23 protein-coding genes are annotated in these 26,123 nt (G+C 63.2%); 15 read left to right on the plus strand and 8 right to left on the minus strand.

Annotated features, from left to right (window positions below):
• Window positions 1-4: 4 nt before the first annotated feature.
• The 3 genes from B5V03_RS05065 to B5V03_RS05075 are packed head-to-tail and all read left to right on the plus strand — an operon-like array spanning window position 5 to window position 4,673.
• Window positions 5-1,804 (plus strand): FAD-dependent oxidoreductase, encoded by a 1,800-nt coding sequence (locus B5V03_RS05065; RefSeq protein ID WP_129268177.1) that lies wholly within the window; start codon window positions 5-7, stop codon window positions 1,802-1,804.
• On the plus strand, window positions 1,774-3,621 hold the full coding sequence (locus B5V03_RS05070; protein ID WP_164987788.1) for a 2-oxoacid:acceptor oxidoreductase subunit alpha: 1,848 nt from the start codon (window positions 1,774-1,776) through the stop codon (window positions 3,619-3,621). Before B5V03_RS05065 ends, B5V03_RS05070 begins: the two co-directional genes overlap by 31 nt.
• On the plus strand, window positions 3,618-4,673 hold the full coding sequence (locus tag B5V03_RS05075; protein WP_129268178.1) for a 2-oxoacid:ferredoxin oxidoreductase subunit beta: 1,056 nt from the start codon (window positions 3,618-3,620) through the stop codon (window positions 4,671-4,673). The genes B5V03_RS05070 and B5V03_RS05075 overlap by 4 nt, the downstream gene beginning before the upstream one ends.
• Here B5V03_RS05075 and B5V03_RS05080 read toward each other — a convergent pair whose 3' ends face one another.
• From B5V03_RS05080 to B5V03_RS05090, 3 genes are all read right to left on the minus strand, one after another.
• Window positions 4,674-5,120: a DUF4399 domain-containing protein gene (locus B5V03_RS05080; RefSeq protein ID WP_129268179.1), complete on the minus strand. Its 447-nt coding sequence runs from the start codon at window positions 5,118-5,120 to the stop codon at window positions 4,674-4,676.
• Window positions 5,121-5,137: 17 nt separating this feature from the next.
• Window positions 5,138-6,667: an SUMF1/EgtB/PvdO family nonheme iron enzyme gene (locus tag B5V03_RS05085; protein WP_129268180.1), complete on the minus strand. Its 1,530-nt coding sequence runs from the start codon at window positions 6,665-6,667 to the stop codon at window positions 5,138-5,140.
• 336 nt (window positions 6,668-7,003) lie between these two features.
• Window positions 7,004-7,576, minus strand: coding sequence for an STM3941 family protein (locus B5V03_RS05090; RefSeq protein ID WP_164987789.1), 573 nt, complete (start codon window positions 7,574-7,576; stop codon window positions 7,004-7,006).
• A 209-nt stretch (window positions 7,577-7,785) separates the two neighbouring features.
• On the opposite strand from B5V03_RS05090, the gene B5V03_RS05095 reads away from it, so the two are divergent.
• From B5V03_RS05095 to B5V03_RS05120, 6 genes are all read left to right on the plus strand, one after another.
• On the plus strand, window positions 7,786-8,406 hold the full coding sequence (locus tag B5V03_RS05095) for a hypothetical protein (RefSeq protein ID WP_129268182.1): 621 nt from the start codon (window positions 7,786-7,788) through the stop codon (window positions 8,404-8,406).
• A gap of 30 nt (window positions 8,407-8,436) precedes the next feature.
• Window positions 8,437-8,886 (plus strand): DsrE family protein, encoded by a 450-nt coding sequence (locus B5V03_RS05100; RefSeq protein ID WP_129268183.1) that lies wholly within the window; start codon window positions 8,437-8,439, stop codon window positions 8,884-8,886.
• Between the two features lie 196 nt (window positions 8,887-9,082).
• Complete coding sequence (locus B5V03_RS05105) at window positions 9,083-9,406, plus strand: ArsR/SmtB family transcription factor (RefSeq protein ID WP_129268184.1); 324 nt, start codon at window positions 9,083-9,085, stop codon at window positions 9,404-9,406.
• Window positions 9,403-9,822, plus strand: a complete 420-nt coding sequence (locus B5V03_RS05110; RefSeq protein WP_129268185.1) for an SRPBCC family protein — start codon at window positions 9,403-9,405, stop codon at window positions 9,820-9,822. Before B5V03_RS05105 ends, B5V03_RS05110 begins: the two co-directional genes overlap by 4 nt.
• Before the next feature lie 56 nt (window positions 9,823-9,878).
• Window positions 9,879-10,091 (plus strand): hypothetical protein, encoded by a 213-nt coding sequence (locus B5V03_RS05115; RefSeq protein WP_129268258.1) that lies wholly within the window; start codon window positions 9,879-9,881, stop codon window positions 10,089-10,091.
• Window positions 10,088-10,531, plus strand: coding sequence for a DUF1801 domain-containing protein (locus B5V03_RS05120; RefSeq protein ID WP_129268186.1), 444 nt, complete (start codon window positions 10,088-10,090; stop codon window positions 10,529-10,531). Before B5V03_RS05115 ends, B5V03_RS05120 begins: the two co-directional genes overlap by 4 nt.
• A gap of 9 nt (window positions 10,532-10,540) precedes the next feature.
• Here the strand turns inward: B5V03_RS05120 and B5V03_RS05125 are convergent, their stop codons facing one another.
• The 4 genes from B5V03_RS05125 to B5V03_RS05140 form a co-directional block, all read right to left on the minus strand.
• Window positions 10,541-12,076: a SpoVR family protein gene (locus tag B5V03_RS05125; protein ID WP_129268187.1), complete on the minus strand. Its 1,536-nt coding sequence runs from the start codon at window positions 12,074-12,076 to the stop codon at window positions 10,541-10,543.
• Entirely contained in the window at window positions 12,073-13,350 is a 1,278-nt protein-coding gene (locus B5V03_RS05130) for a YeaH/YhbH family protein (protein ID WP_206736121.1), read from the minus strand. The genes B5V03_RS05125 and B5V03_RS05130 overlap by 4 nt, the downstream gene beginning before the upstream one ends.
• Window positions 13,351-13,369: 19 nt before the next feature.
• Complete coding sequence (locus tag B5V03_RS05135) at window positions 13,370-15,313, minus strand: PrkA family serine protein kinase (RefSeq protein ID WP_129268189.1); 1,944 nt, start codon at window positions 15,311-15,313, stop codon at window positions 13,370-13,372.
• Between the two features lie 300 nt (window positions 15,314-15,613).
• Window positions 15,614-16,333 (minus strand): STM3941 family protein, encoded by a 720-nt coding sequence (locus B5V03_RS05140; RefSeq protein WP_129268259.1) that lies wholly within the window; start codon window positions 16,331-16,333, stop codon window positions 15,614-15,616.
• Between the two features lie 241 nt (window positions 16,334-16,574).
• Between B5V03_RS05140 and B5V03_RS05145 the strand changes: the two genes are divergently transcribed.
• Genes B5V03_RS05145 through B5V03_RS05170 form a run of 6 tightly spaced genes read left to right on the plus strand, consistent with a single transcriptional unit; the run spans window position 16,575 to window position 24,090 of the window.
• Window positions 16,575-19,424: a bifunctional transaldolase/phosoglucose isomerase gene (locus B5V03_RS05145; protein WP_129268190.1), complete on the plus strand. Its 2,850-nt coding sequence runs from the start codon at window positions 16,575-16,577 to the stop codon at window positions 19,422-19,424.
• Between the two features lie 11 nt (window positions 19,425-19,435).
• Window positions 19,436-20,434, plus strand: a complete 999-nt coding sequence (gnd, locus tag B5V03_RS05150; RefSeq protein WP_129268191.1) for a phosphogluconate dehydrogenase (NAD(+)-dependent, decarboxylating) — start codon at window positions 19,436-19,438, stop codon at window positions 20,432-20,434.
• A 40-nt stretch (window positions 20,435-20,474) separates the two neighbouring features.
• Window positions 20,475-21,986, plus strand: a complete 1,512-nt coding sequence (zwf, locus tag B5V03_RS05155) for a glucose-6-phosphate dehydrogenase (RefSeq protein ID WP_129268192.1) — start codon at window positions 20,475-20,477, stop codon at window positions 21,984-21,986.
• A complete protein-coding gene (gene pgl / locus B5V03_RS05160) occupies window positions 21,986-22,735 on the plus strand; it encodes a 6-phosphogluconolactonase (protein WP_164987800.1) in 750 nt (249 codons plus the stop codon). Before zwf ends, pgl begins: the two co-directional genes overlap by 1 nt.
• The gene (locus B5V03_RS05165; RefSeq protein ID WP_129268194.1) at window positions 22,722-23,252 is read left to right on the plus strand and encodes a gluconokinase; all 531 of its coding nucleotides are present in this window, start codon (window positions 22,722-22,724) and stop codon (window positions 23,250-23,252) included. The genes pgl and B5V03_RS05165 overlap by 14 nt, the downstream gene beginning before the upstream one ends.
• Window positions 23,253-23,277: 25 nt before the next feature.
• A complete protein-coding gene (locus B5V03_RS05170) occupies window positions 23,278-24,090 on the plus strand; it encodes an HAD family hydrolase (RefSeq protein ID WP_129268195.1) in 813 nt (270 codons plus the stop codon).
• 202 nt (window positions 24,091-24,292) lie between these two features.
• Here B5V03_RS05170 and B5V03_RS05180 read toward each other — a convergent pair whose 3' ends face one another.
• Complete coding sequence (locus tag B5V03_RS05180; protein WP_129268196.1) at window positions 24,293-26,095, minus strand: glycoside hydrolase family 15 protein; 1,803 nt, start codon at window positions 26,093-26,095, stop codon at window positions 24,293-24,295.
• Window positions 26,096-26,123 lie beyond the last annotated feature (28 nt).

Consider the following 26,123-nt stretch of genomic DNA (forward strand, 5'->3'; position numbering starts at 1 on the left):
AGGAATGAAACCGACCGATATCGCGGCCCCCGACTACTTTCACAAAGTGGTCGATTGCCAGTGGGCCTGTCCTGCACACACCCCGGTTCCCGAATATATTCGACTGATCGCCCAAGGCCGCTACAGCGACGCCTACATGATCAATTGGAAATCGAACGTGTTTCCCGGAATCCTGGGACGCACCTGCGATCGTCCATGCGAGCCGGCGTGCCGGCGTGGACGCGTCGAGGAGACACCTGTCGCGATCTGCCGTCTCAAGCGCGTCGCCGCGGACTTCAAGGACGACATCACGCAGCGCCTGCCGCATCCCACTGCGAAGAACGGCAAGCGCGTCGCGTTCGTCGGCGGCGGTCCGGCGTCGCTGACGGTGGCGCGCGATCTCGCGCCGCTCGGCTATCACTGCACCGTGTTCGACGGCGATCCCCAGGCCGGCGGCATGATGCGCACGCAAATCCCGAAATTCCGCCTGCCCAATTCGGTGATCGACGAGGAGACCGGCTACATCCTCAATCTCGGCGTCGACTTCAAAGGCGGCCATCGCATCGAGAGCATGAAGGCGCTGCTCGCGGAGAAGTACGACGCGATCTTCGTCGGCTCCGGCGCGCCGCGCGGACGCGAGCTCGACATTCCCGGACGCAAGGAAGCAGCCGCCAACATCCATATCGGCATCGACTGGCTGTCGTCGGTCTCCTTCGGGCACATCGACAAGATCGGCAAGCGCGTGATCGTGCTCGGCGGCGGCAACACCGCGATGGATTGCTGCCGCACCGCTCGCCGCCTTGGCGGCGAGAGCGTCAAAGTGGTCGTCCGCTCCGGCTTCGAGGAGATGAAGGCCTCGCCCTGGGAGAAGGAAGACGCGCTCCATGAGGACATTCCGATCCTCAATTACATGGTCCCGGTGGCTTTCAAGCATGTCGCCGGCAAGCTGATCGGCGTCACCTTCCAGAAGGTGAAGGCCGAATACGACGCCAAGGGCAGGCGCAACCTGGTGCCGTCGGGCGAGCCGGACGAGACGATCACCTGCGACGACGTGCTGGTCGCGGTCGGCCAGGAGAACGCCTTCCCCTGGATCGAGCAGGATTGCGGCATCGAGTTCGACAAATGGCACATGCCCAAGGTCGATCCCAAAACCTTCGTCTCGACCAATCCAAAAGTGTTCTTCGGCGGCGACGCCGCGTTCGGGCCGAAGAACATCATCTGGGCGGTGGCGCAGGGCCATGACGCCGCGCTATCGATCCACAAGCTGCTGTCGGGCGAGGACATCACCGAGCGCCCGCTGCCGGAGGTGCATGTCTCGTCGCAAAAGATGGGCATCCACGAATGGAGCTATGACAACGACATCTCCAACGACAAGCGCTACAAGGTGCCGCATCGCGACAAGGTGATCGCGTTGAAGGACATCCGCACCGAGGTCGAGCTCGGCTACGACGTCAAGCTCGCGCTGGGCGAAGCGGAACGCTGCCTGAACTGCGACGTGCAGACCGTGTTCTCGACCTCGCTCTGCATCGAATGCGATGCCTGTGTCGACATCTGTCCCATGGACTGCATTACCTTCACGCAAAATGGCGAAGAAGATGATCTGCGCCATCGCTTGAAGGCACCCTCGCCGCATCCGGACCAGGACCTCTACGTCTCCAGCGACCTCAAGACCGGGCGCGTGATGGTCAAGGACGAGGATGTCTGCCTGCATTGCGGGCTGTGCGCCGAGCGCTGTCCCACCGGTGCCTGGGACATGCAGAAATATTTCATCGAGATGACTCACGCAGGTTCGACATGTCCGACAAAAAGCCGCTCAGCAGCGTAAACGACTTCGTCGTCCGCTTCGCCAACGTCAACGGCTCGGGCTCGGCCAGCGCCAACGAGATGTTCGCGCGCGCGATCCTGCGCCATGGCGTGCCGGTGTCGCCGCGCAACATATTCCCCTCCAACATCCAGGGCCTGCCGACCTGGTACGAGGTGCGTGTGACGGAAGACGGCCATCTCGGCGCCCGCGGCGGCGTCGACATGATGGTGGCGATGAACCCGCAGACCTGGGACAAGGACGTCGCCGGCATCGAGCCGGGCGGCTATCTGTTCTACGATTCCACCAAGCCGATGCCGTCGACCAAATTCCGCGACGACATCACCGTGATTGGCGTGCCCTTAACCGCGATCACCAACTCGACCTACACCGATCCGCGCCAGCGCCAGCTGTTCAAGAACATCATCTATCTCGGCGCGCTCAGTGCGCTGCTCGACATGGATCCGAAGCTAATCGAGCAGCTGATCGGCGAGCAGTACAAGGGCAAGGAGAAGCTGCTCTCCTCCAACGTCCACGCGCTGCATCTCGGCCGCGACTGGGCGCTGCAGAATTTGAAATGCCCGCTGGGCTTGCGCATCAAGAAGTCCGACAAGGTCGGCGACCGCATCTTCATCGAGGGCAACAGCGCCGCCGCGCTCGGCGCCGTCTATGGCGGCGCGACGGTGTGTGCGTGGTATCCGATCACGCCGTCCTCGTCGGTGGCGGAAGCCTTCACCGCCCATTGCAAGAAGTACCGGCACGATGCCGAGACCGGCAAGGCGAAGTACGCGATCGTGCAGGGCGAGGACGAACTCGCCTCGATCGGTATCGTCATCGGCGCGTCCTGGAACGGCGCGCGCGCCTTCACCGCGACGTCAGGCCCCGGCATCTCCTTGATGACAGAGTTCATCGGCCTCTCATACTTCGCCGAGATCCCGGCCGTGATCATGAACATCCAGCGCGCCGGTCCCTCGACGGGCATGCCGACCCGCACCCAGCAATGCGACATCATCGCCTGCGCTTATGCTTCGCACGGCGATACCAAGCACGTACTGCTGTTCCCGGAAGATCCGGCTGAAGCCTTCGAGTTCGCGGCGGCCGCGTTCGATCTTGCCGAACGGCTGCAGACCACGATCTTCCTGATGCTCGACCTCGACATCGGAATGAACCACCGGCTCTGCCGCCCGTTGAAGTGGGATGACGCGAAACAGTATGACCGCGGCAAGGTGATGACCACGGAGATGCTGGAGGAAGGCCGTGACTTCGGCCGCTATCTCGACGTCGACGGCGACGGCATCCCCTACCGCACCTATCCCGGCACGCATCCGACCAAGGGCTCCTATTTTACCCGCGGCACCTCGCGCGACCGTTATGCGCGCTATTCCGAGGAAGGCTCGGTCTATGCCGACAACATGCAGCGCCTCGTCCGCAAGTTCGAGACCGCGCAGGACCTGGTGCCGCGGCCCTTGCAGGCCAACGCGGAACGGCCGACCAAATACGGCGTGATCTATTTTGGCTCGACCTCACCCGCAATGGACGAGGCGATCGGACTATTGGAAACGCGCGGGCATCAGCTCGACCGCCTGCGCATCCGCGCCTTCCCGTTCCATTCGAGCGTGGCAAGCTTCCTCGCCGAGCATGATTTCGTCTACGTCGTTGAGCAGAACCGTGATGCCCAGCTCCGTCAGCTCATCGTCAACGAGAACGGCATCGACCCCGTCCGCCTCGTGCCGATCGTGCACTACGACGGCACCCCGATCACCGCCCGTTTCATCGCAAAAGCCATTGGCGACCACCAGGATCACCTCAAGGTGACCCCGCTCCGCAAGGCCGTGTCATGACCTATATTGCAAAGCCGAAATTCCATCATCCGGGCCTCAAGAAGAACGAGCTCGGCTACACCCATCGCGACTACGAGGGCAAGATCTCGACGCTGTGCGCCGGCTGCGGCCATGATTCGATCACGGCCTCGATCATCGAGGCCTGCTACGAGCTGTCGATCGAGCCACATCGGGTTGCAAAGATCTCCGGGATCGGCTGCTCGTCGAAGACGCCGGATTATTTCCTCGGCAATTCACACGGCTTCAACACCGTGCACGGCCGCATGCCCAGCGTGCTGACTGGCGCGAACCTCGCCAACCGCGATCTGGTCTATCTCGGCGTCTCCGGCGACGGCGATTCCGCCTCGATCGGCTTCGGCCAGTTCGCGCATTCGATCCGGCGCGGCGTCAACATGACCTACATCGTCGAGAACAACGGCGTTTATGGCCTGACCAAGGGCCAGTTCTCGGCCACCGCCGACCGCGGCTCGAAGAGCAAGAAGGGCGTCACCAACACCGACAACGCCATCGACCTCGTCGCGATGGCGCTTCAGCTCGGCGCCACCTTCGTCGCGCGCTCGTTCTCCGGCGACAAGAGCCAGCTGGTGCCGCTGATCGCGGCCGCGATCGGCCACAAGGGCGCGTCCTTCATCGACGTCATCAGCCCCTGCATCGCCTTCAATAACCACGCCGGCTCGACCAAGAGCTTTGACTATGTCCGCGAGCACAATGACGCCGTGAACCGGCTCGACGTGCTGGTCGGCCGCGATCCCATCGCGGTGGACTATGCGCCGGGCACGGTGCAGGTGGTGGAGCAGCATGACGGCAGCAAGATCGCGCTGCGGAAGATCGACGCCGACTACGATCCGCACGACCGGCTGGGCGCCCAGACCTTCCTCGCGAGGCACGCCGCCAAGGGCCAGATCGTCACCGGTCTGCTCTATGTCGATCCCGACGCGGAAGATTTGCACGCGCATCTCGACACGGTCGAGACGCCGCTCAACACGCTGGAAGCGGATACGCTGTGCCCGGGTTCGGCGGCGCTGGACAAGTTCAACGCCAGCCTGCGGTGATCATTTGCCGCGCTGAGATGGCTGCCTGACGCGTACGGTGATCTTGTCCGACACAACGGGCGGATCGAACGGATAGTGCTTGGCATCGCCCAGCACGAGTTGCAGCGTGTGCGTCCCCGGCGGAAGCTCGAGGAAGGTCTCGGTCTGCCCTGCCCCGAAATGAAGATGCGACTTGTCCTGGAGGATCGGCTCCTTGGGATCGATGGGCTCGTTGACGTCGACCAACAGATGATGATGACCGGCGTTCTGGTATTCGTCGCCGGCATGCGTCACGCCCATGTTGCGCAAGCCGAACCGGACCCAGAATCCGCCGCGGACCTTCTGCCCGTCATACGGGGTGATGAAGTAGAGCTTGGCGTCCTTGGGCGCGGTCTTGCCCTGCGAGAAGGCTGCGCCCGGAAGCAATGCGAGCGCCGCCGCCAGCGCGGCACAATAAATGACTTTCATCAAATCTACTCCAGCACTTACGGGCTGAGCGCGACGCGGAATCCATGCGTGGGGTAACGGACGTTGGTGTCGTAGCCATCACGGTTGGACGGCCTCACATATCTCGAATCGTTCTTCCACGAGCCCGAACGCAGGACATGCGATGCGCAGTCCCCGCCACCCCAGGCCGAGCCGTCGCTGGGTGCGCCCTGATAGCTCTTGTGCCAGCAGTCCTCGACCCACTGATCGATACCGCCACCCATGTCGTGGAGGCCGAACGGATTCGGCTTGAAGCTGCCGACCTTCGCCGGCTGCTCGGCCGCGAGGTCACCGCAATCCTTGCATCCGGCCATGCCTGGCTGGAGCTTGTCGCCCCACCAATATTTGCTCTGCGTACCGCCGCGCGCCGCGTATTCCCATTCGGCTTCGCTCGGAAGCCGGTAGGGCTTCTTCGTCGCCTGCGCGAGATACCCCACATATTGCTGCGCGTCGGTCCAACTCACATTGCTGATCGGCGCATTGTCTTTGCCGGTGGCCGTGAAGCCGCACGCCTTTGCAGCCGCGCATTCGTTCCATTCCTGCACCGTCACCGGATATTTGCCGATCGAGAACGGTTTGATCGAGACCTGGTGGACGGGACGCTCGGTCGGATCATCGTTGCTTCCCATCGCGAAGCTGCCGCCGCGAATGGCGATCATCTCGGGTTCGCGGACCGGTGTCACCGATGGGCTCGGCGCCGGGGCGGGCGACGGAGTTGACAAAGCCAACGAGGGCGACGGCTGCGGCGTCTGTGTCGCGGCTTCGCGCGGCGGAGGCTGCGGGCTGGGGGACGCGGCGGGAGACGCGGTCGGCATGGCTGCCTGCTCGCTCCTCCGGCCGGGCGTCTGCGCCAGCAGGTACCAGAGCACGCCGGCGGCAATGACCAGCAGCGTGATGGCTAGCAGGAAGATGAGGGTATTCTCGCGCCGGCCTCGCGTCCTGCCGACCGCGTCAGCGTCCGGCAGCACGCGATAGACGCGCACGGGATCCGTAATGTTCTTGACCTTGCGATCGCCGAGCGACTCATAGCCGCACACCACCTTGTGCTTGATCTGCTCGTAGATCGCACCCGAGATGTAGACCTGACCAGGCTCGGCAATGCCCTCGAGGCGTGTGGCGATGTTGACGCCGTCGCCGTAGACATCGTCCGGCTCCACGATGACATCACCGAGATTGACGCCGATCCGGTACTCGATGCGGGAATCCTTCGGAAGCGAGGCGTTGCGGCCGACGAGATTCTGCTGGATGACGATGCTACATCGCACGGCCTCGACGGGGCTATCAAAAATGGCGATGAATCCGTCGCCCGTCGTCTTCACCAGACTGCCATGGTGCTCGACGATGCTGGGCTGGATCAGATCCCGCTCGATCCGCTTGACGCGGACATGCGTGCCTTCCTCATCGGCCTGCATCAAGCGACTGTAGGACGCGATGTCACCGACAATGATGGCTGCGAGGCGGCGGGGCATCGGGCCGTGTGGAGGCGGCCCATCCTGATTTCCGGATCTGAAGTTGCGAATTTCGCCCATCGCGGGGCACTCCACAAACTTGCAAGAGGCAGTCCCAGCCTACGACGTCGAGATGAGGTTGTCTGTGAAGGCTATCACATTGACGAACTGGGACAATGCCGGAGGAATCGCAAGATCGAGTTCCAGAGAGCGGCGGCAACACGTTACTTGAACCTTCCTGGTCCAGCTTGCGACTAAATCAACGCGCGGAACTATCTGAATTCTGTCCTGCGATGACGGTGTCGAAGAATTGAGAAAGCGCCCGCGGCTGCGCAGATGTATGCGGGCGCGCCCCGCAACAAGGCCTAGCCTGCGGCTGGCGCATCGACTCGGCCGATGCGGAAATTCCACATCGCCTTAGCTGACAGGCTCAGGCTCGGCTGCTGCGCGACCGGAATAGGCCAATCGGCCGGCTGCCCAATATTGCTTGCAGGTGTCGAACAGCCTTTCTCCATCCATGGTCAGGCCGCCCGCATTGACGAGCACGCCGTCAGCACCAATTGGCTTGTTCAGCAGCACCAAGACGCGCTTCAGAAAGCCCCCGTCGAACCGCTCGGCGAGGAGAGGATCGAGCTGCAGCACGACAACTTTCTGGCTGCGATACCGAAAGATCGAGATGTCCCGCACCGATCTCCAGGAGATCGTGTCATCGGCGATCCTGGTGTCGCGAATGCCGATGCGGGTGATGAAGACGACCGGCTCGCTGGACGAGATCAACGTCCAGAGCATCTTGCAGGTGACCAGGCCGAAAAACACGATGCCGAAATAGCAGAGCGCGATCTGGAACGTGGTGATGTCCTTGACGTACTGCCAGCTGAATGCGAGCGCGGCACAGAGCAATGTCAGCACCAGGCCAGCCCCCACGAGCGTGAGCAGCCGCGGCACTGAATAGCCGATCGCAAGGTTGGGCAAGTTGTGACCTTCGGACATTTTGAGCGCCACCAGCCATTTGCAACAACCAGGGGTTTACCAATACCCCTCCTTCCAAAGTGTTTAAGACTGGAACCTTGCGCGGGGCTGCCCATGGGATTGCAAGGCAAGTGCACTTGAACGCACCGCTCGCCGCCCGCGACTAACCGCCAACCGGCCGCCCCCGCCACTCCAGGGGGCCGCCAACGGCTCACTCGTGTGGTGCGATCATGAAGTTTGCCCTCGTTGTTTCGCTTGCTCTTGCCGCGTTCCTCAGTGCCGCCCGGGCCGAAGAGGCCGACGACATCCGCGAGGCCACCAAGGCCGAGGCCGAGACGTTCAATGCGCGCATGTATGCGGGCACGCCCGGCGACAAGGCCTATGCCTGCTTCGTCCGGCGCTACGACGCCGAGCACCTGGCGCGGCATCCGAAGCAGAAGGTCGCCGCGATGAAGCTGCTGATCTCCGCGGAGCTCGACAAGGAGGACAAGCAGCTCCACAACTCGTTCCGGCTCGGCTTCAGATACCGCCATCGCTCGGGCGAGTTCGACTCCAGCGGCTCCTGCAACCACGCGGTGTTCACCACCGATGGCACCGAGATCCGGCTCGGCTGCGGCGTCGACTGCGAAGGCGGCGGCATCGGCGTTGCGCTGTCGAAGGACGACAAGTCGACGATCGTGCGGCTGGCGCGGGTCAGGGTCTGGCAGAACAACAAGCCGGACAATGATCTCGATCAGGAGCTGGTGGCCGGCGCCGATGACGGGATGTTCCGTCTCGACCGCACCGACAATGCCGAATGCGCCTCGCTCGTGACCGACCGCAAGGAACTCGCCGCGCTCCGCCACAAATGATATGTGTCCGGTAAAGTCAGGGAGATCGCCATGAACCGCCGGAACGTGCTGTGGAGTGCCGTCTCGGCTTTGGGCGCAGCGTTCGGCGCCTCCAGCGCAAAGGCCGCGACCGAGGCTCCGTCGTCGAACAAGCTGAAGGTCGTCTACCATCTCAGCGATGCCGAGAAGGTCAATTTCGTGCTCGGCAACGTCCAGAACCACATCGACGGCGTCGGCGGCCCCGAGCACGTCACGATCGCGCTGGTGATTCACGGTCCCGCGCTGAAGGCGTTTCACTGGGCGCAGGCCAACCCTGACATCAGCAAGCGCGTCGGTGATTTTTCCAAGGACGGCGTCGAGCTCGCCGCGTGCGGCAACACCATGAAGGCACAAAACGTCACGCTGACGGATCTGCTGCCGGGTTTTGTCAGCGCGGAAAAGGGCGGCGTGGTTCGTTTGGCCGAGCTGCAGTCGCAGGGGTATTTGTATCTGCGGCCTTAGGGTTGCCTGCGGTGGCGCCGCCGCATTCTCCACCGTCATTGCGAGGAGCCCTTGCGACGAAGCAATCCAGACTGCCACTGAGGAGGGATTCTGGATTGCTTCGCTACGTTCGCAATGACAGCGGAGAAAGCGCCTTGACTTATCCATAACTCCAAGGTTATGAATTAATCCATAACCTGATAGTTATGGATTTCGCATGTCGACCGCACCCGACCTCCTGTTTAGAACCCTCGCCGACCCGACCCGGCGGGCGATCTTCGAGCGGCTGTGCCGCGAGGGCGAGCAGACGGTCGGGGCACTGACGGCGCAGTCGGGCGTTTCCCAGCCGGCGGTCTCAAAACATCTCGGCGCGCTGAAGCAGGCTGGCCTGGTGCGCGACCGGCATGAGGGACGCCAGACGCACTACAGCGCGCAACCCGGCGCGCTCAATCCGCTGGTCGACTGGACCAGTCAGATGGCCGGCTTCTGGCAGAACCGGCTCGATGCGCTCGATGATCTCCTGAAGAGGATGGACCAATGACTGAAACACGATCCGTCGTCGTCGAACGCGAATTTGCCTTTCCGGCCGAGCGGATCTGGCGCGCGCTGACGCAGCCGCATCTGATCGAGGAATGGCTGATGAAGAACGACTTCAAGCCTGATGTCGGTCATCGCTTCAATTTGCGCGGCGAATGGGGTGGCGTGCTGGACTGCGAGGTGCTCACCATCGAGCCCCAGAAGACCCTCGCCTACACCTGGAATTTCTCGCATGAGGACGCCGCGTTCGATCTGAAAAGCGTCGTGACATTCACGCTGACGCCGACGGGCGCCGGCACGCATTTGCGCGTCGAGCAAGCCGGCTTCAGCCCGACGCAGAAGCAGGCCTATGGCGGCGCGCATGCCGGCTGGAAGCAGTTTTTCAACAAGCTGGACGAGGTGCTGGCGCGGGCGGAATAGCCCGGCCGGCGGACTTCATTCGATCATCTCAAGAGGAGGTTTCATTGACCGGGAATATGTGGGTTCGGCAGATCCATCGCTGGTTGTCGATCGTTTTCACGCTCGCCGTCATCGCCAACATCGTCGCCATGACGCAGCAGATCCAGGCCGCGTGGATTGGCTTCCTGGCGCTCGTCCCGCTGATTCCAATGCTCATCACCGGGCTCTATCTGTTCGCGCTGCCCTATCTCGGCCTGCGCGACGACACGCGACGCGAGGCGAGGTCATGAAGGAGGCCGTGACCGCGAAGAAGACTCCCGCGAAGGACGCGGCTGGGCCTTCACCCTCCAGGATGATCGACGGCAGGATCAAGGAGCTCGGCGACTGGCGCGGCGAGATGCTGGCGCGGATCCGCGGCCTGATCAAGGACGCCGATCCTGAGGTCGTCGAGGAATGGAAGTGGCGCGGCGTTCCCGTGTGGGAGCACGACGGCATTATCTGCACCGGCGAGACCTACAAGGCGGTGGTGAAGATGACCTTTGCCAAGGGCGCGGCGCTCGCCGATCCTGCGGGCCTGTTCAATTCCAGCCTCGACGGAAATGTGCGGCGCGCGATCGATATTCGCGAAGGCGAAAAGATCAACGAGAAAGCGTTGAAGGCGCTGATCCGCGCGGCGGTGGAGCTGAACGCGTCGAAGGCCAAGAAGAAGCCAGCAAAACGCTCGGCGTAACCGGCGGCCTCAGGCCGCCGCGGTGATCGGACGCGGGCTCACGACATATTCGCGCAAGACCTTGTCGTTGGCATCGACCTCGATCAGCGAGACGTCGTAGGTCCAGAGATCGGCCAGATGCTGAAGCACGCGCTTGGTGTCGGTCTCGTTGAGCTGCGAGCCCTTGATGACGTGGTGGTGCAGGATCAGCCGGCGGTCGCCGGAGAGATCGACGTCCACCACCTCGATATTGGCGTCGATGTAGCCGACATCGTGCTGCCGCGCCAATTCGCGACGGACGCGGCGGAAGCCGCGATCGTCGTGAATGGCATCGACCCGGATGCCGGCGCGCTCTTCGGGATCGTCGTGCAGATGGAACATGCGGAACTGCCGCATCAGCTTCGGACTGAGGAACTGCGCGATGAAACTTTCGTCGCGGTAATTGGCCCAGACGTCGCGCAGCACGCCCATCACGTCGTTCTTGCCGGCGATGTCGGGGAACCACTCGCGGTCCTCGTCTTCGGGCCTGGTGACGATGCGCTCGATGTCCTGCATCACGGCAAAGCCGAGCGCATAGGGATTGAAGCCCGAGAAGCGCGGGTCATCGAATTCGGGCTGGAACACCACGTTGGTGTGCGATCCCAGAAATTCGAGGAAATTGCCGTCGGTGATGCGGCCCTGCTCGTGCAGCTTGGTCATGATGCGATAGTGGACGTAGGTCGCCGTCCCCTCGTTCATCACCTTGGTCTGGCTCTGCGGGTAGAAATATTGCGCGATGTGACGGACGATGCGAAGCAACTCGCGTTGCCAGGGCGCCAACCGCGGCGCGCTCTTCTCGAGGAAATAGAGCAGGTTTTCCTGCGGCAGTCCGAGCAGCTTGCGGCGACGCTCGATGCTGAGCGCGGACTTGGTCTTCGACGCCCCCTTCGGCACGGTACGCCAGAGATCGTTGAAGACCTCCTCCTCATGCTGGCGGCGGCGCCCTGCCCGCTTTTCTTCGGCGCGCAGGTCCAGCTTCTTCTTGCCGGGATAGCGGTCGATGCCGTGCGACATCAGCGCGTGCGCAGCGTCCAGCGTGCGCTCGACCTCGGTGCGGCCGTAGCGCTCCTCGCACTGCATGACGTAGGTCTTGGCGAAGTCGAGATAATCCAGAATGCCGTCGGCGTCGGTCCACTGCCTGAACAGATAATTGTTCTTGAAGAAGTGGTTGTGGCCGAAGGCGGCGTGCGCGATCACCAGCGTCTGCATCGTCGCCGTGTTCTCCTCCATCAGATAGGAGATGCACGGCGAGGAGTTGATCACGATCTCATAGGCGAGCCCCATCAGGCCCTTGCGGTAGGACGCCTCGTGATACGCGAACTGCTTGCCGAACGACCAGTGCTTGTAGAACAGCGGCATGCCGACGGAGGAGTAGGCATCCAGCATCTGCTCGGCGGTGATGACTTCGATCTGGTTCGGATAGACGTCGAGACCGAGATCTTTCAGCGCCACCTCCTCGCAGGCATCGGTGATGCGCTGCAAGGTGTGGAAATCCCAATCCGCGCCTTCGAACAATCTTTCCGTCATGGAGCGGCTTTCTCCTTGGCAGTTTCGCGGCGCTGGAACAGATCGTGGAACACCGGAAAGATCTCGCTGCGCTCGCTGACCTTGCGCATCGAGAGTGGCGCCCCGCTGTTGCGCAGGCGATCATAGAGGGTCCAGAGCGAGGAGTCGGAGAGATCGAAGGCGCTGCCGCCTGACTCGCCAACCTCGAGATAGGCAAAGAACTGGCAGACCGGCAAAATCTTGTCGGTCAGCAGCAGGCCCGTGAGCTCGCCGTCGGAATAGGAATTGTCGCCGTCGGACGCTTGCGCGGCGTAGATGTTCCAGTCCGACGGGTTGAAGCGCTCGCGCACGATCTCGTGCATCGCCTGCAGCGCGCTGGAGACCAGCGTGCCGCCCGAGGCCGGCCCGTAGAAGAAGGTCTGCTCGTCGACCTCCTCGGCGCGATCGGTGTGGCGGATGAAGACGATCTCGACATGCTTGTAGCGGCGCTTCAGGAACACGTAGAGCAGCATGTAGAAGCGCTTGGCGAGGTCCTTCATGTGCTCGGACATCGAGCCCGAGACGTCCATCAGGCAGAACATCACGGCCTGCGCGACGGGTTTTGGCACCGTCTCGAAGCGGCGATAGCGGATGTCGAGCGGGTCGATGAAGGGAATGCGCTTCGACCTCGCCTTCAGCTTTTCGAGCTGAGCGACAAGCTCGACGCGCTCGTCCTCATCCGTGCATGCGGCGATCGCGGCTTCCAGCTCTTCGAGCTCGTCCTTGCGGGGACGCTTGAGCGCAATGCGGCGCGCCAGCGCGAGCCGGACCGTCCGGCTGACCGAGATGTTGGAGGGCGAACCCGAGGTGGTGTAGCCGGCGCGCTGGATGCCTTCGCTTTCGGTCTGTGCAACCTTGCGCTTGGCGAGATCGGGAAGCTCGAGATCGTCGAGGAAGAGATCGACGAACTCGTCGCGGCTCAGCACGAAGCGGAAGGCGTCCTCGCCGTCGCCTTCACCGGGGCCGGAATCCTTGGCGCTGCCCTGGCCGGAGCGCTGGAGATAGTCGCCCTCGACGAACTTCTTGTTCCCGGGCAGCACCATGTCGCGCGTTCCGCCTTCGCGGCGGAAACGCGGCTCGTGCATGCCGTCGAGCGGGATCGTGACTTCACCACCCTCCAGGACGTCCTTGATGTCGCGTTCCTGCGAGGTCTTCTTGACGGCGCCCTGCACCAGGGATTTGGCCCGACGCAAGAACCGCTGGCGGTTCTCAAGACTCTTGCCGCCTGGATTCAGGCGCCTGTCAATAATGTGAATCGGCACTTTTCCATCCGCCTCAACCGGCCTGCTTCACGCGCATGTACCATTCGACGAGCCGGCGAACCTGACGCTCGGTGTAGCCGCGCTCCACCATGCGTGCGACGAACTCGCCGTGCTTCTTCTCCGTCTCGCCGTCCTTCTTCGACCCGAAGGAGATGACCGGAAGCAGATCCTCGACCTGGGAGAATATCCGCTTTTCGATCACCTCGCGAATCTTCTCGTAGGAGGTCCAGGTCGGATTCTTGCCGCCGTTCTGGGCCCGCGACCGTAACGAGAATTTGACCACCTCGTTGCGGAAGTCCTTGGGATTGGCGATGCCCGCCGGCTTCTCGATTTTCGTCAATTCCTGGTTCAAAAGCTCGCGATCGAGCAGCTGGCCGGTGTCGGGATCCTTGAAATCCTGATCCTCGATCCATGCATCGGCATAATCGACGTAGCGGTCGAACAGATTCTGGCCGTAATCCGAGTAGGATTCGAGATAGGCCTTCTGGATCTCGTTTCCGATGAACTCGGCGTAGCGCGGCGCGAGCTCCGCCTTGATGAATTCGAGGTAGCGCTTCTCGACTTCCTCGGGCAGCTGCTCGCGGCGGATCGACTGCTCCAGCGCGTACATCAGATGCACGGCGTCGGCGGCGACTTCCTGCGGATCGTGGTTGAAGGTCGCAGCCATGATCTTGAAGGCGAAGCGGGTGGAGACGCCGTCCATGCCTTCGTCGACACCGGCGGCATCACGATACTCCTGGACGCTGCGCGCTTTCGGATCGGATTCCTTCAGGCTCTCGCCGTCATAGACCCGCATCTTGCCGAACAGGGTGGAGTTCTCGTGCTTGCGCAGGCGCGACATCACGGAGAACCGCGCCAGCGTCTCCAGCGTCGACGGCGCGCAGGGTGCAGCCGCAAGCTCGGAGCCCTGGATCAGCTTCTCGTAGATCTTCTGCTCTTCGGTGACCCGCAGGCAGTAAGGCACCTTGATCACGCAGATGCGGTCGATGAAGGCCTCGTTGTTCTTGTTGGCCTTGAAGCTCGCCCACTCCGCTTCGTTGGAGTGCGCGAGGATGACGCCGGTGAACGGGATCGCGCCGATGTTCTCGGTGCCGATGTAGTTGCCTTCCTGCGTCGCCGTGAGCAGGGGGTGCAGCATCTTGATCGGCGCCTTGAACATCTCGACGAACTCAAGCACGCCCTGGTTGGCGCGGTTGAGGCCGCCCGAATAGCTGTAGGCGTCGGGATCGTTCTGCGCGTAGGTCTCGAGCTTGCGGATGTCGACCTTGCCGACCAGCGAGGAGATGTCCTGATTGTTCTCGTCGCCCGGCTCGGTCTTGGAGACTGCAATCTGGCGCAACCGCGACGGCTGGATTTTTGCAACACGGAACTGAGAAATGTCGCCGCCGAAGGCTTCGAGCCGCTTGTAGCACCACGGGCTCATCAAGCCGGTGAGACGCCGGCGCGGAATGCCGTACTTCTCTTCCAGCATCGGCCCGAGGTTATCCGGATCGAACAGGCTGAGCGGGCTCTCGAACACGGGCGAGAGTTCGTCGCCGGCCTTTAGCACATAGATCGGATGCACTTCCATCAGTGACTTCAGCCGCTCGGCGAGCGACGACTTGCCGCCGCCAACCGGCCCGAGCAGATAGAGGATCTGCTTGCGCTCTTCGAGGCCCTGCGCCGCGTGCCTGAAGAAGCCGACGATGCGCTCGATGGTTTCTTCCATGCCGTAGAAGCCGGCGAAGGCCGGATAGGTACGGATGGTGCGGTTCAAAAAAATACGGCCAAGGCGTGGGTCCTTGGCCGTGTCAATCATCTGAGGCTCGCCGATCGCTGCTAGCAGTCGTTCGGCCGCGTTGGCGTATTTCATGGGATCGCTTCGACACGATTCCAGATATTCCGCCATCGACATGTCGTGCTGGCTTCTCGCCTCGAACGACCGAGCGAAAGCATTGAATAGAGAATCGTTATACATGATCCCTCTCCGCGTGATTTCCGCTACAAGCTGAAACGAAAGCAGTTACTGGACCGTTCCTCAGGCCGCTTCTCGAATCAGCGTGAGCCCATGACATTCATTGGACACCCGGCGACCGACTCGACGCAACGCACAACGTAGGCAACCGAGTGAGTTACGAACAGGCACCTGCCTGTTATTTATGCGAATCTATGTATATCTTCGCTCATTTCCAGCAAATGTCACTCGGCCGCAACATCCGGGCGTTACCGGGTATCGGCCTTTCCGGCGGTGCAGCATAGGCGTTCGCCGGAGGCGGCTTTATGACGCTTGTGCGGCCAAGCCTTGTGCGTCTGGGCCCTGTGCGACCGAGTCCTGCCTGCCTTGATCGCGGTCTCGCCGCAATGCAGTGCGTGAATCGTTGGCGGCATGACAGTCACGGCAGGCACGCAGCAATGTCTCAAAATCGGTCGCCAGCCCATCGAGGCGAATGACGATGCGATCATCCCGCACGCCGCCCGACTTCGATCGCGTCTTACCTCCGATCTTGCCTCGGATCCAGCAGAGCTGCCGCTGCAAGGCCGGCGTCGGCGTCAGCACGATCATCCTGTGACCGCGGCGCTCCTCGGCCGAAACCTCCGCAATCGACTCCCACAGCAGAAATTCATTGCCGATGCGGAGGTCACGGATGCCACAGGGGGTCACGATCACCACCGCCCCCCGTTCGGCCGGGAGCATCCAGATCAGCCGGCTGGTGACCAGGCCGAACACCGCGACGCCGGCATAGCCGACCGTCGTGTCGTAGTCGCCAAGACCATTCCCCAAAAGGCCGTCCCACCAGTCGAACGCAAGGCTCGCGCTGAGCAGGGTCATGGCAAAGCCCACCGCGACCAGCAACCGCAGGCGCGTCGCGCATTGATTGATTTCGAGATCGTGAGCCACGTCGACGCACACGGCCGGCGCGTCCGATGGCGGACTTTCGGCGACGGCAACCACAGGGCCGTCCGGATCTGCGTGCATGCTTTCCCCCAGCATGGCCATTCGCGGCCGAACCACGATGACGTTACGCAACGAGACCTTGGCCGCTTCCTCCCGGCCAACGACTATTTTACGCAACACCGCCACTCCCGCCTGGATCGACATGATCGGGACGGAGTTAGACTGAGAGTATGACGCCTATACGGTTGATTGGTTCCCTCCCGGGAGCATGTAAGCTAGAGGATAGCGCGTCAGGACCGGCGCGGAAACCCCTCGCCCGCAGGCTTGGAGATAAATAAGCATCATGAATCCCGTCAAAGAACTGGAAAAGCACGGACAAGCCGTCTGGCTGGACTTCCTGGCCCGTGGCTTCATCGCCAAGGGCGATTTGAAGCGGTTGATCGACACCGACGGCGTCAAGGGCGTCACCTCTAACCCCTCGATCTTCGAGAAGGCGATCGGCAGCTCGGATGAATACGACGCTCCGATCGGCAAGGCGCTCAAGCGCGACGACCGGACCGTGGCCGATCTGTTCGAGGCCGTCGCGGTCGAGGACATCCAGAACGCCGCCGACGTGCTCCGCCCAGTCTATGACCGCCTCAAGGGCGGCGACGGTTATGTCAGCCTGGAAGTCTCGCCTTATCTGGCGATGGACACCGCCGGCACGGTCGCCGAGGCGCGGCGGCTCTGGAAGGACGTCAACCGCAAGAACCTGATGGTGAAGGTGCCTGCGACGCCGGAAGGCCTGCCGGCGATCGAGACGCTGATCGGCGACGGCATCAGCATCAACATCACCCTGCTGTTCTCCAAGGCGGTCTACCTCCAGGTCGCCGAGGCCTACCTCGCCGGTCTGGAAAAATACGTCGCAGGCGGCGGTGATCCCTCGCATGTCGCGAGCGTGGCGAGCTTCTTCGTCAGCCGCATCGACTCGGTCGTCGACAAGCAGCTCGACGAGAAGATCGCCCGCGCCAACGACCCGTCCGAGAAGGAGCGGCTCGCTGCGCTCAAGGGCAAGGTCGCGATCGCCAACGCCAAGGTCGCCTATCAGGATTACAAGCGGCTGTTCTCGGGCCCGCGCTGGGACAAGCTCGCCGCCAAGGGCGCCAAGCCGCAGCGCATGCTGTGGGCCTCGACCGGCACCAAGAACAAGGATTACCGCGACGTCCTCTATGTCGAGGAGCTGATCGGCCCCGACACCATCAACACCGTGCCGCCGGCAACGCTCGATGCATTCCGCGACCACGGCAAGCCGCGCGACAGCCTGGAAGAGAACGTCGAGGACGCCATCCGCGTGCTGGAAGAGCTGGAGCGCTCCGGCGTCTCGCTCGACGCGATCACCGAGGAGCTCGTCAAGGACGGCGTCAAGCAGTTCGCGGATGCCGCCGACAAGCTCTACGGCGCCGTCGCCCACAAGCGGGCAACCGTGCTCGGACCCGCGATCGACCGCCAGCTTCTCTCGCTCGGCGACGGGCTCGGCAAGGCCGTCGCGAAGAGCACCGAGGAATGGCGCGCGTCCGCCAAAATCCGCAGGCTGTGGCAGCGCGACAAATCGGTCTGGACTGGCACCGACGAGGACAAATGGCTCGGCTGGCTCGACAGCGCGGCAAAGACCGATGTTGCCGACTATGAAGATTACGCCAACCGCGTAAAGGGTCAAAAATTCTCCGACGCTGTCGTGCTCGGCATGGGCGGATCGAGCCTTGGACCGGAGGTGCTGGCCGAAACCTTTGCACGGAAGCCGGGCTTCCCGAAGCTGCACGTGCTGGATTCAACCGATCCGGCGCAGGTGCGGGCGATGGAGGCGAAGATCGACATCGCCAACACCGTGTTCATCGTGTCGAGCAAATCGGGCGGCACCACCGAGCCGAACGCGATGAAGGATTATTTCCATGACCGCGTCGCGCAGGCCCTCGGCCCCAAGGCCAAGACAGGCTTTCGCTTCATCGCGGTGACCGATCCCGGCTCGTCGCTGGAGAAGGCCGCCAAGACGCTGAACTACGCCCGCATCTTCCATGGCGAGCCGTCGATCGGCGGACGCTATTCGGTGCTGTCGCCGTTCGGCCTGGTGCCGGCGGCAACCGCGGGCATCGACATCAAGACCTTCGTCAAGCACGCGCTGGCAATGGCCCGCTCCTGCGGGCCGGACGTGCCGCCAGCTGAGAACCCCGGCGTGCAGCTTGGCCTCGCCATGGGCCTCGCTGGGCTCGAAGGCCGCGACAAGGTGACGATCCTGTCGTCGAAGAAGATCGCCGATTTCGGCGCCTGGGCCGAGCAGCTGATCGCGGAATCGACCGGCAAGGAAGGCAAGGGCCTGATCCCGATCGCGGGCGAGCCGCTCGGCGAGCCTGCGCTTTACGGCAACGACCGCTTCTTCATCGACATCCGCACCGAAGGCGACGCGGACGCCGCCCACGACTCCAAGCTTGCCGCGATCGAAGCGGCCGGCCATCCCGTCGTGCGCATCGTCATGAAGTCGATCGACCATCTCGGCCAGGAGTTCTTCCGCTTCGAGATGGCGACCGCTGTGGCAGGCTCGATCCTCGGCATCAACCCGTTCGACCAGCCGGACGTGGAAGCGGCCAAGATCAAGACCCGCGAGTTGACGTCAGCCTACGAGAAGACCGGCGCGCTACCGGCCGAAGAGCCCGTTGTCACCACCGCAGAGGTCGACCTCTATACCAACGACACCAACGCCGCCGCGTTGCGCACGATGGGAGCCAATGGCGACCTCACCTCCTGGCTCAGGGCACATATCACGCGCTCGCGGCGCGGCGACTATTTTGCCCTGCTTGGCTACATCGCGCGCGACAAGGCGACGATCGAGGCGCTCCAGCAAATGCGGACGGCCGTGCTCGAGAAGCGGCATCTGGCGACCGCCGCCGAATTCGGTCCGCGCTTCCTGCACTCCACGGGACAAGCCTACAAGGGCGGACCCGACAGCGGCGTGTTCCTCCAGATCACCGCTGACGACGCCAAGGATCTTCCGGTGCCGGGCCAGAAGGCGAGCTTTGGCGTCATCAAGGCGGCGCAGGCGCGCGGCGACTTCGACGTGCTCACCGAGCGTGGCCGACGCGCACTGCGCGTGCACCTCAAGGGGCCGCTCAAGAAGGGTCTTGCGGCGCTCAACGCAGCGCTTAACGACGCACTGAATTAAGGATATCTCAAATGCAACTCGGCATGATCGGCCTCGGCCGGATGGGCGGCAACATCGTTCGCCGGCTGATGCGCCACGGCCATACGACCGTGGTTTATGACAAGGACGCCAAGGCCGTCGCGGGCCTTGCCGCAGACGGCGCAGTCGGCTCGGCGACGCTCGAAGAATTCATCTCGAAACTCGAGCGGCCGCGCACGGCCTGGGTGATGCTGCCTGCAGGCCGCATCACCGAGCAAACGATCGATACGATCGCGGGCGTGATGCAGGACGGCGACGTCATCATCGATGGCGGCAACACTTTTTGGCAGGACGACGTCCGCCGCGGCAAGGCGCTGAAGGCGCGCGGCATCCACTATGTCGACGTCGGCACATCAGGCGGTGTCTGGGGACTCGACCGCGGCTATTGCATGATGATCGGCGGCGAGAAGCAGGTGGTCGACCGGCTCGATCCGATCTTCGCCGCGCTCGCGCCGGGCGCCGGAGACATTCCGCGCACCGACGGACGTGATGGACGCGATCCCCGCATCGAGCAGGGCTACATCCATGCCGGTCCCGTGGGCGCGGGCCACTTCGTCAAGATGATCCACAACGGCATCGAATACGGCCTGATGCAGGCCTATGCCGAAGGTTTTGATATTCTCAAGAATGCCAACATCGACGCGCTGCCGGCGGACCATCGCTACGATTTCGATCTCGCCGACATTGCAGAGGTGTGGCGACGCGGCAGCGTGATCCCGTCCTGGCTGCTCGACCTGACCTCGACGGCGCTCGCCGACAGCCCGGCGCTGGAAGAATATTCCGGCTTCGTGGAGGATTCCGGCGAAGGACGCTGGACCGTGAATGCCGCGATCGACGAAGCCGTGCCGGCCGAAGTGTTGACCGCGGCGCTCTACACACGTTTCCGTTCCCGCAGGGAACACACCTTCGCCGAAAAAATTCTCTCCGCGATGCGCGCGGGGTTCGGCGGCCACAAGGAGCCGAAGCGGCCGGACGCTTCGAAACCCAAATAACAAGACCAAGTAAGACGCAACAAGCGAAGGCCGATATTTCGTGACAAAAGACCCGCAAGCAAAGCGCAAGCCGGAAAATTGCGCCTTCGTCATTTTTGGTGTCACCGGTGACCTCACTCACCGTCTCGTGATGCCGTCGCTGTACAATCTGGCCGCCGAGCACCTGCTGCCGGAGAAGTTCTGTGTCGTCGGCGTGGCCCGCAAAGGCCAGTCGGATGACGAGCTGCGGGAAAGCCTGATGAAGGGCCTGCGCCAGTTCGCAACGCGGCCCATTGACGACGACATCGCCCGGAAGCTGCTGGAATGCGTGACATTCGTCGAGGCCGATCCGAAGGACCCGCCCTCGTTCGATCGCCTGCGCGAGCATCTGGATTCGCTCGAATGCGCGCAGGACACCGGCGGCAACCGGCTGTTTTATCTCGCGACCCCGCCGGCCGCCTTCGCGCCGACCGCGCGCGAGCTCGGCCGCACCGGCATGACGAAGGAGAACGGTGCCTGGCGGCGGCTCATCATCGAAAAGCCGTTCGGCACCGACCTCGAATCTGCGCGTGCGCTGAACGCCGAGCTGCTGAACATCATGGACGAGCACCAGATCTACCGGATCGATCACTATCTCGGCAAGGAGACGGTGCAGAACATTTTGGTGCTGCGCTTTGCCAATGGCATGTTCGAGCCGATCTGGAATCGTAACCATATCGACCACATCCAGATCACCGTGGAAGAGAAGCTCGGCGTCGGTCATCGCGGCGGCTTCTATGATGCCACCGGCGCGCTACGCGACATGGTGCCGAACCATCTGTTCCAGTTGATGTCGCTGGTCGCGATGGAGCCGCCGGCCCGCTTCGACGCGCATTCGGTGCGATCCGAAAAGGCGGAGGTGCTGACCTCGATCCAGCGGCCGACCGAAGAGGAAGCGCTGAAGAGCTCGGTGCGTGCGCAATATCTGGCGGGCCGCATCGGCGACGACGAGATCACGGACTATCGCAAGACCGAGGACGTCAAGCCCGGCAGCACCACCGAGACCTTTGTCGCGCTGAAACTGATGATCGACAATTGGCGCTGGGCCGGCGTGCCCTTCTATCTGCGCACCGGCAAGGCGCTGGGCCACAAGCGCACCGAAGTCGCGATCAAGTTCAAGCAGGCGCCGCTGTCGATGTTCTCGGGCACGACGGTCGACCGGCTCTCGCAGAACTTCCTCACCATCGGCATCGCGCCGACCGAGACGATCGAGCTCCAGTTCAACGCCAAGATTCCGGGGCCAAGCATCACGATCGACGGCGTCGAGATGAAATTCAAGTACGGCGACTATTTCCAGGCCGATCCCTCCACCGGCTATGAGACGCTCATCTACGACTGCATGATCGGCGACAACATCCTGTTCCAGCGCGCCGACGGCGTCGAGGCCGGATGGCAGGCGGTGCAGCCGTTCCTCGATGCGTGGAAAAATGCCGGCACCAACGGCATCGAGACCTATGAAGCCGGCAGCGACGGGCCGGCCTGCGCCGACGAGCTGCTGCGGCGCGACGGGCGAAGCTGGCGGAAATTTTCGTGATGGAAGCGGCCGACCAGCCGAAGCTGATCATCGAGGCCGATGCCGAGGCGCTGGCGCAGGCCGCCGCCAACCGGGTAATGGCGCGCATTGGCGCCAATCCCGGACGGATCGCGATCTGCCTGACCGGCGGCTCCAGCCCGAAGAAGCTCTATCAGCTGCTCGGCAGCGATACCTGGCGTGGCAAGATCCCGTGGGACCGCGTGCACTGGTTCATCGGCGATGAACGCTTCGTGCCCGACAGCGATCCCCTCAACAACATGGCGGTCGCGCGTGCGACCTTCCTCGATCACAATGCGCCCTCCGGCCAAATCCACCCGATCCCGACCACGGCTGAAAATCCGGATCAAAGCGCCGACGCCTACGCGCGCGAGCTGCAAGCCTTCTACGGTTCTGAAAGCCTCGATCCGTCGCGGCCGCTGTTCGACCTGGTTTTGATGGGCGCAGGGCCGGACGGCCACACCGCCTCGCTCTTTCCGGGCTATCCCGCTGTCGAGGAGACCGCGCGCTGGGTCGTGGGCGTGCCCAAGGCCAATGTGGCGCCTTTCGTGCCGCGGGTCTCGCTGACCCTGCCCGCGCTGGCGTCCTGCCGCGAAATGCTGTTCGAGATTGCAGGGCATGACAAGCAGCCGATCTTGACGCGCCTGCTCAATGGCGAGACTCTCCCGGCCGTACGCGCGCGCTCGAATGGTGAGACCGTCTGGCTCGTCGACCAGGCCGCGCTTCCGGAGGAAATACGTGGCGGGCGTTGAAGCACCTTGTGCATTGATCGTGATGGGCGTGTCGGGTTCGGGCAAGAGCACGGTTGCGGAATTGCTTGGCAAACGTCTCGGCTGGCGATTCGAGGACGGCGACAGCTTTCACCCCGCCAGCAATGTCGAGAAGATGCGGGCCGGCCACCCCCTCACCGACGAGGACCGCTGGCCCTGGCTCAACGCCATCGCCGACGAGATCGCTGCGGTTTGCGACAAGGGCGAGCACATCATCATCGCCTGCTCGGCGCTGAAGCACACCTATCGTGACGTGTTGCTGCGCGGACGCGACGACGTTCGCTTCGTCTTCCTGAAGGGCACCAAGGAGCTGATCGCCGAGCGGCTCGCGCACCGCAAGGGGCACTTCATGCCGCCCGGGCTGCTGACGAGCCAGTTCACGACGCTGGAGCCGCCCGAGGCGAGCGAGCACGTCATCACCGTCTCGATCGACGAATCGGTCGAGGCGATCGTCGACGGGGTCATCAGGCAATTGAAACTGGGCGGCGACAAACGCTGAGACCGAGAAACCCTAAGGTCCTGCCATGACGAAAATCTCACTGGTCGTCTCCGACGTCGACGGCACGCTGCTGACCAAGGACAAGACGCTGACCGAGCGCGCGAGGAGCGCGGTGCAACGGCTGCACCAGGCCGGCATCGGCTTCACCATCACCTCCAGCCGCCCCGCGATCGGCATGCGCTTCCTGATCGAGCCGCTGGCGCTGTGGCTGCCGGTTGGCCCGTTCAACGGCTCCTCGATCGTCGATCCCGAGATGAATCCGGTCGAGCAGCATTTGATCCCGGCAAGCGCCGCCGAGCGCAGCTTGCAGATCCTGCGCGAATTCGGCGCCGACATCTGGCTGTTCACTTACGACAAATGGCTGATCGACAATCCAAGCGGAAAGTACGTCGCGCATGAGCAGCACACGATCCGCTCCGAGCCCACGATCGTGACTGATTTCTCGCCGTATCTCGCCAGCGCCTGCAAGATCGTCGGCGCCAGCGCCGATGCAGCCGGCCTCGAGCGTTGCGAGAAGGCGATGCAGGAGGCGCTCGGCAGCGAGGCGACCGCAGTCCGCTCGCAGACCTATTATCTCGACATCACCCCGCCCGGCTTCGACAAGGGCACCTTCGTGCAGGCCATGGCCAAGCGCCTCGGCATTTCCCTCGATGCGGTCGCCACCATCGGCGACATGCAGAACGACCTCGCGATGTTCCGCGTCAGCGGCACCTCGATCGCCATGGGCAACGCCACCGACAGCGTCAAGGACCAGGCCACGCACGTCACCGCGACCAACGAGCAGGACGGTTTTGCGGAAGCGATGGAGATGATCTTGAAGTGGAATGGGGCGGGCTAGTTAAAGCCTGTTGTTGTTGAATTGGTTGATCGGGCCGCGGTCTCTTAACCTCTCCCGCTTGCGGGAGAGGTCGCCGCGTAGCGGCGGGTGAGGGTTCTCTCCTCTTGGGGATTCTCGCCCAGCGGAGAGACCCCCACCCCAGCCCTCCCCCGCAAGCGGAAGAGGGAGCGCACCTCCGCTGGTGATGCAGCCAAGGCGTTTATTACTTCGACCGCTGCGCCGCCGGCTTCTGGCTCTCGTGCCTTGCCGCCGACAGATTATGCGCGGTGTTGATCAGGGCGATGTGGGTCAGCGCCTGCGGGAAATTGCCGGTCTGGCGCCGGGCGCCTGAATCATATTCCTCGGCCAGCAGCCCGACGTCGTTGGCGATGCCGACCACGCGGTCGAGCAGGATCTGCGCCTTGTCGAGATCGCCGGCCAGCACATGGGCGTCGGCCAGCCACAGGGAGCAGGCCAGGAACGCACCCTCGATCGGCTGCTTCTCGTCGGAGATCTCGCGCGGATCGTGCCGCAAGACAAAACCGTCGCGCATCATGTGCTTCTCGACGGCGGCGATGGTGCCGCGGATGCGCGGGTCCTCCGCCGGCAGGAAGCCGACGGCCGGCAGCAGCAGCACGCTGGCATCAAGCATTTTCGAGCCGTAGGACTCGACGAAGGCGTTTTCCTCGGCGTCAAAGCCCTTGTTGCAGACATCGCGGTGAATCGCCTCGCGCAGCGCGCGCCAATGCAGCAATGGCGCCTTGAAGCCAAACGTCTCGGCGCTCTTGATGCCGCGATCGAACGCGACCCAGGTCATCACCTTCGAGAAGACGTAGTGTCTTGGCTGGCCACGCCGCTCCCAGATGCCGTGATCGGGCTGATCCCAGACCTCGGCGAGATGATTGAGCACCGAACATTCCAGCGCCCAGGTGGTTTCATCATCGAGCTTGAGCTTGGCCATGCGCGACTGGTGGAAGGCGTCGATCAGCTCGCCATAAACGTCGAGCTGGAGCTGCGCATGCGCGGCATTGCCGATGCGCACCGGCTGCGAGCCCTCATAGCCGTCGAGCCAGCCCGCCTCCCATTCCAGCAGCCGCCGCTGGCCCCAGATGCCGTACATGATCTGCATGTTATCAGGCGATCCGGCCGCCGCGCGCAACAGCCAGTTGTGCCAGGCCAGGGCTTCCTCGGTATAGCCCGAGTTCATCAGCGCCAGCAGCGTGAAGGTGGCATCGCGCAGCCAGCAGAAGCGGTAGTCCCAATTCCTGCTACCACCGAGCTTCTCCGGCAACGAGGTGGTTGGCGCCGCGACGATGCCGCCGGTGGGAGCGAAGGTCAGCGCCTTCAGCGTGATCAGCGAACGCATGATGAGATCGCGATACTCGCCGTCATGCGTCGAGCGGCTGCTCCATTCCTGCCAGAATTTTTCGGTCTCCTGGAGCGCGATCTCGGGGTCGATCGGCGCGGGCGGATCGAGATGCGAGGGACCGTAGGTCAACACGAACGGCACGGTCTCGCCGGCCTTCACCTCGAAATCGGACACCGTGGTCATGTCCTCGCCACGGGTCTCGGCGGGCGTTCGCAGCACCGTCATGTCCTGGCCGGCGATGGCCAGCAGCGAATGGTCGATCCGCCGCACCCAGGGAATGGCGACGCCGAAGCCGAAGCGGAGCACAAGCTCCATCCGCATCTTCACCGTGCCCGTGACGCCGCGCACCAGCCGCACGATGTCGGAGGCCTTGCCGCGCGGCGGCATGAAGTCGATCAGCGCGACGGTGCCGCTTTTCGTTTCAAAGCGCGTTTCGAGGATGAGGGTGTCGCCGAGATAGCGGCGCGAGATGGCCGTAACGTCCTCGCTTGGCGTGATCAGCCAGCGGCCGTTCCTGGGCGTGCCGAGGATGGCGGCAAAGCAGGCATCGGAATCGAAGGCCGGCCAGCACAGCCAGTCGATCGAGCCGTTGCGCCCCACCAGCGCCGCGGTCTCGCAGTCGCCGATCAGCGCATAGTCTTCGATCTTCTGCGACAATGTCTTGCGAGCCTTGGTCTTGCGAGCC

Origin of the sequence: Bradyrhizobium betae (assembly GCF_004123905.1) — a bacterium.
In the GTDB taxonomy this organism is placed as follows: Bacteria; Pseudomonadota; Alphaproteobacteria; order Rhizobiales; family Xanthobacteraceae; genus Bradyrhizobium; species Bradyrhizobium betae_A.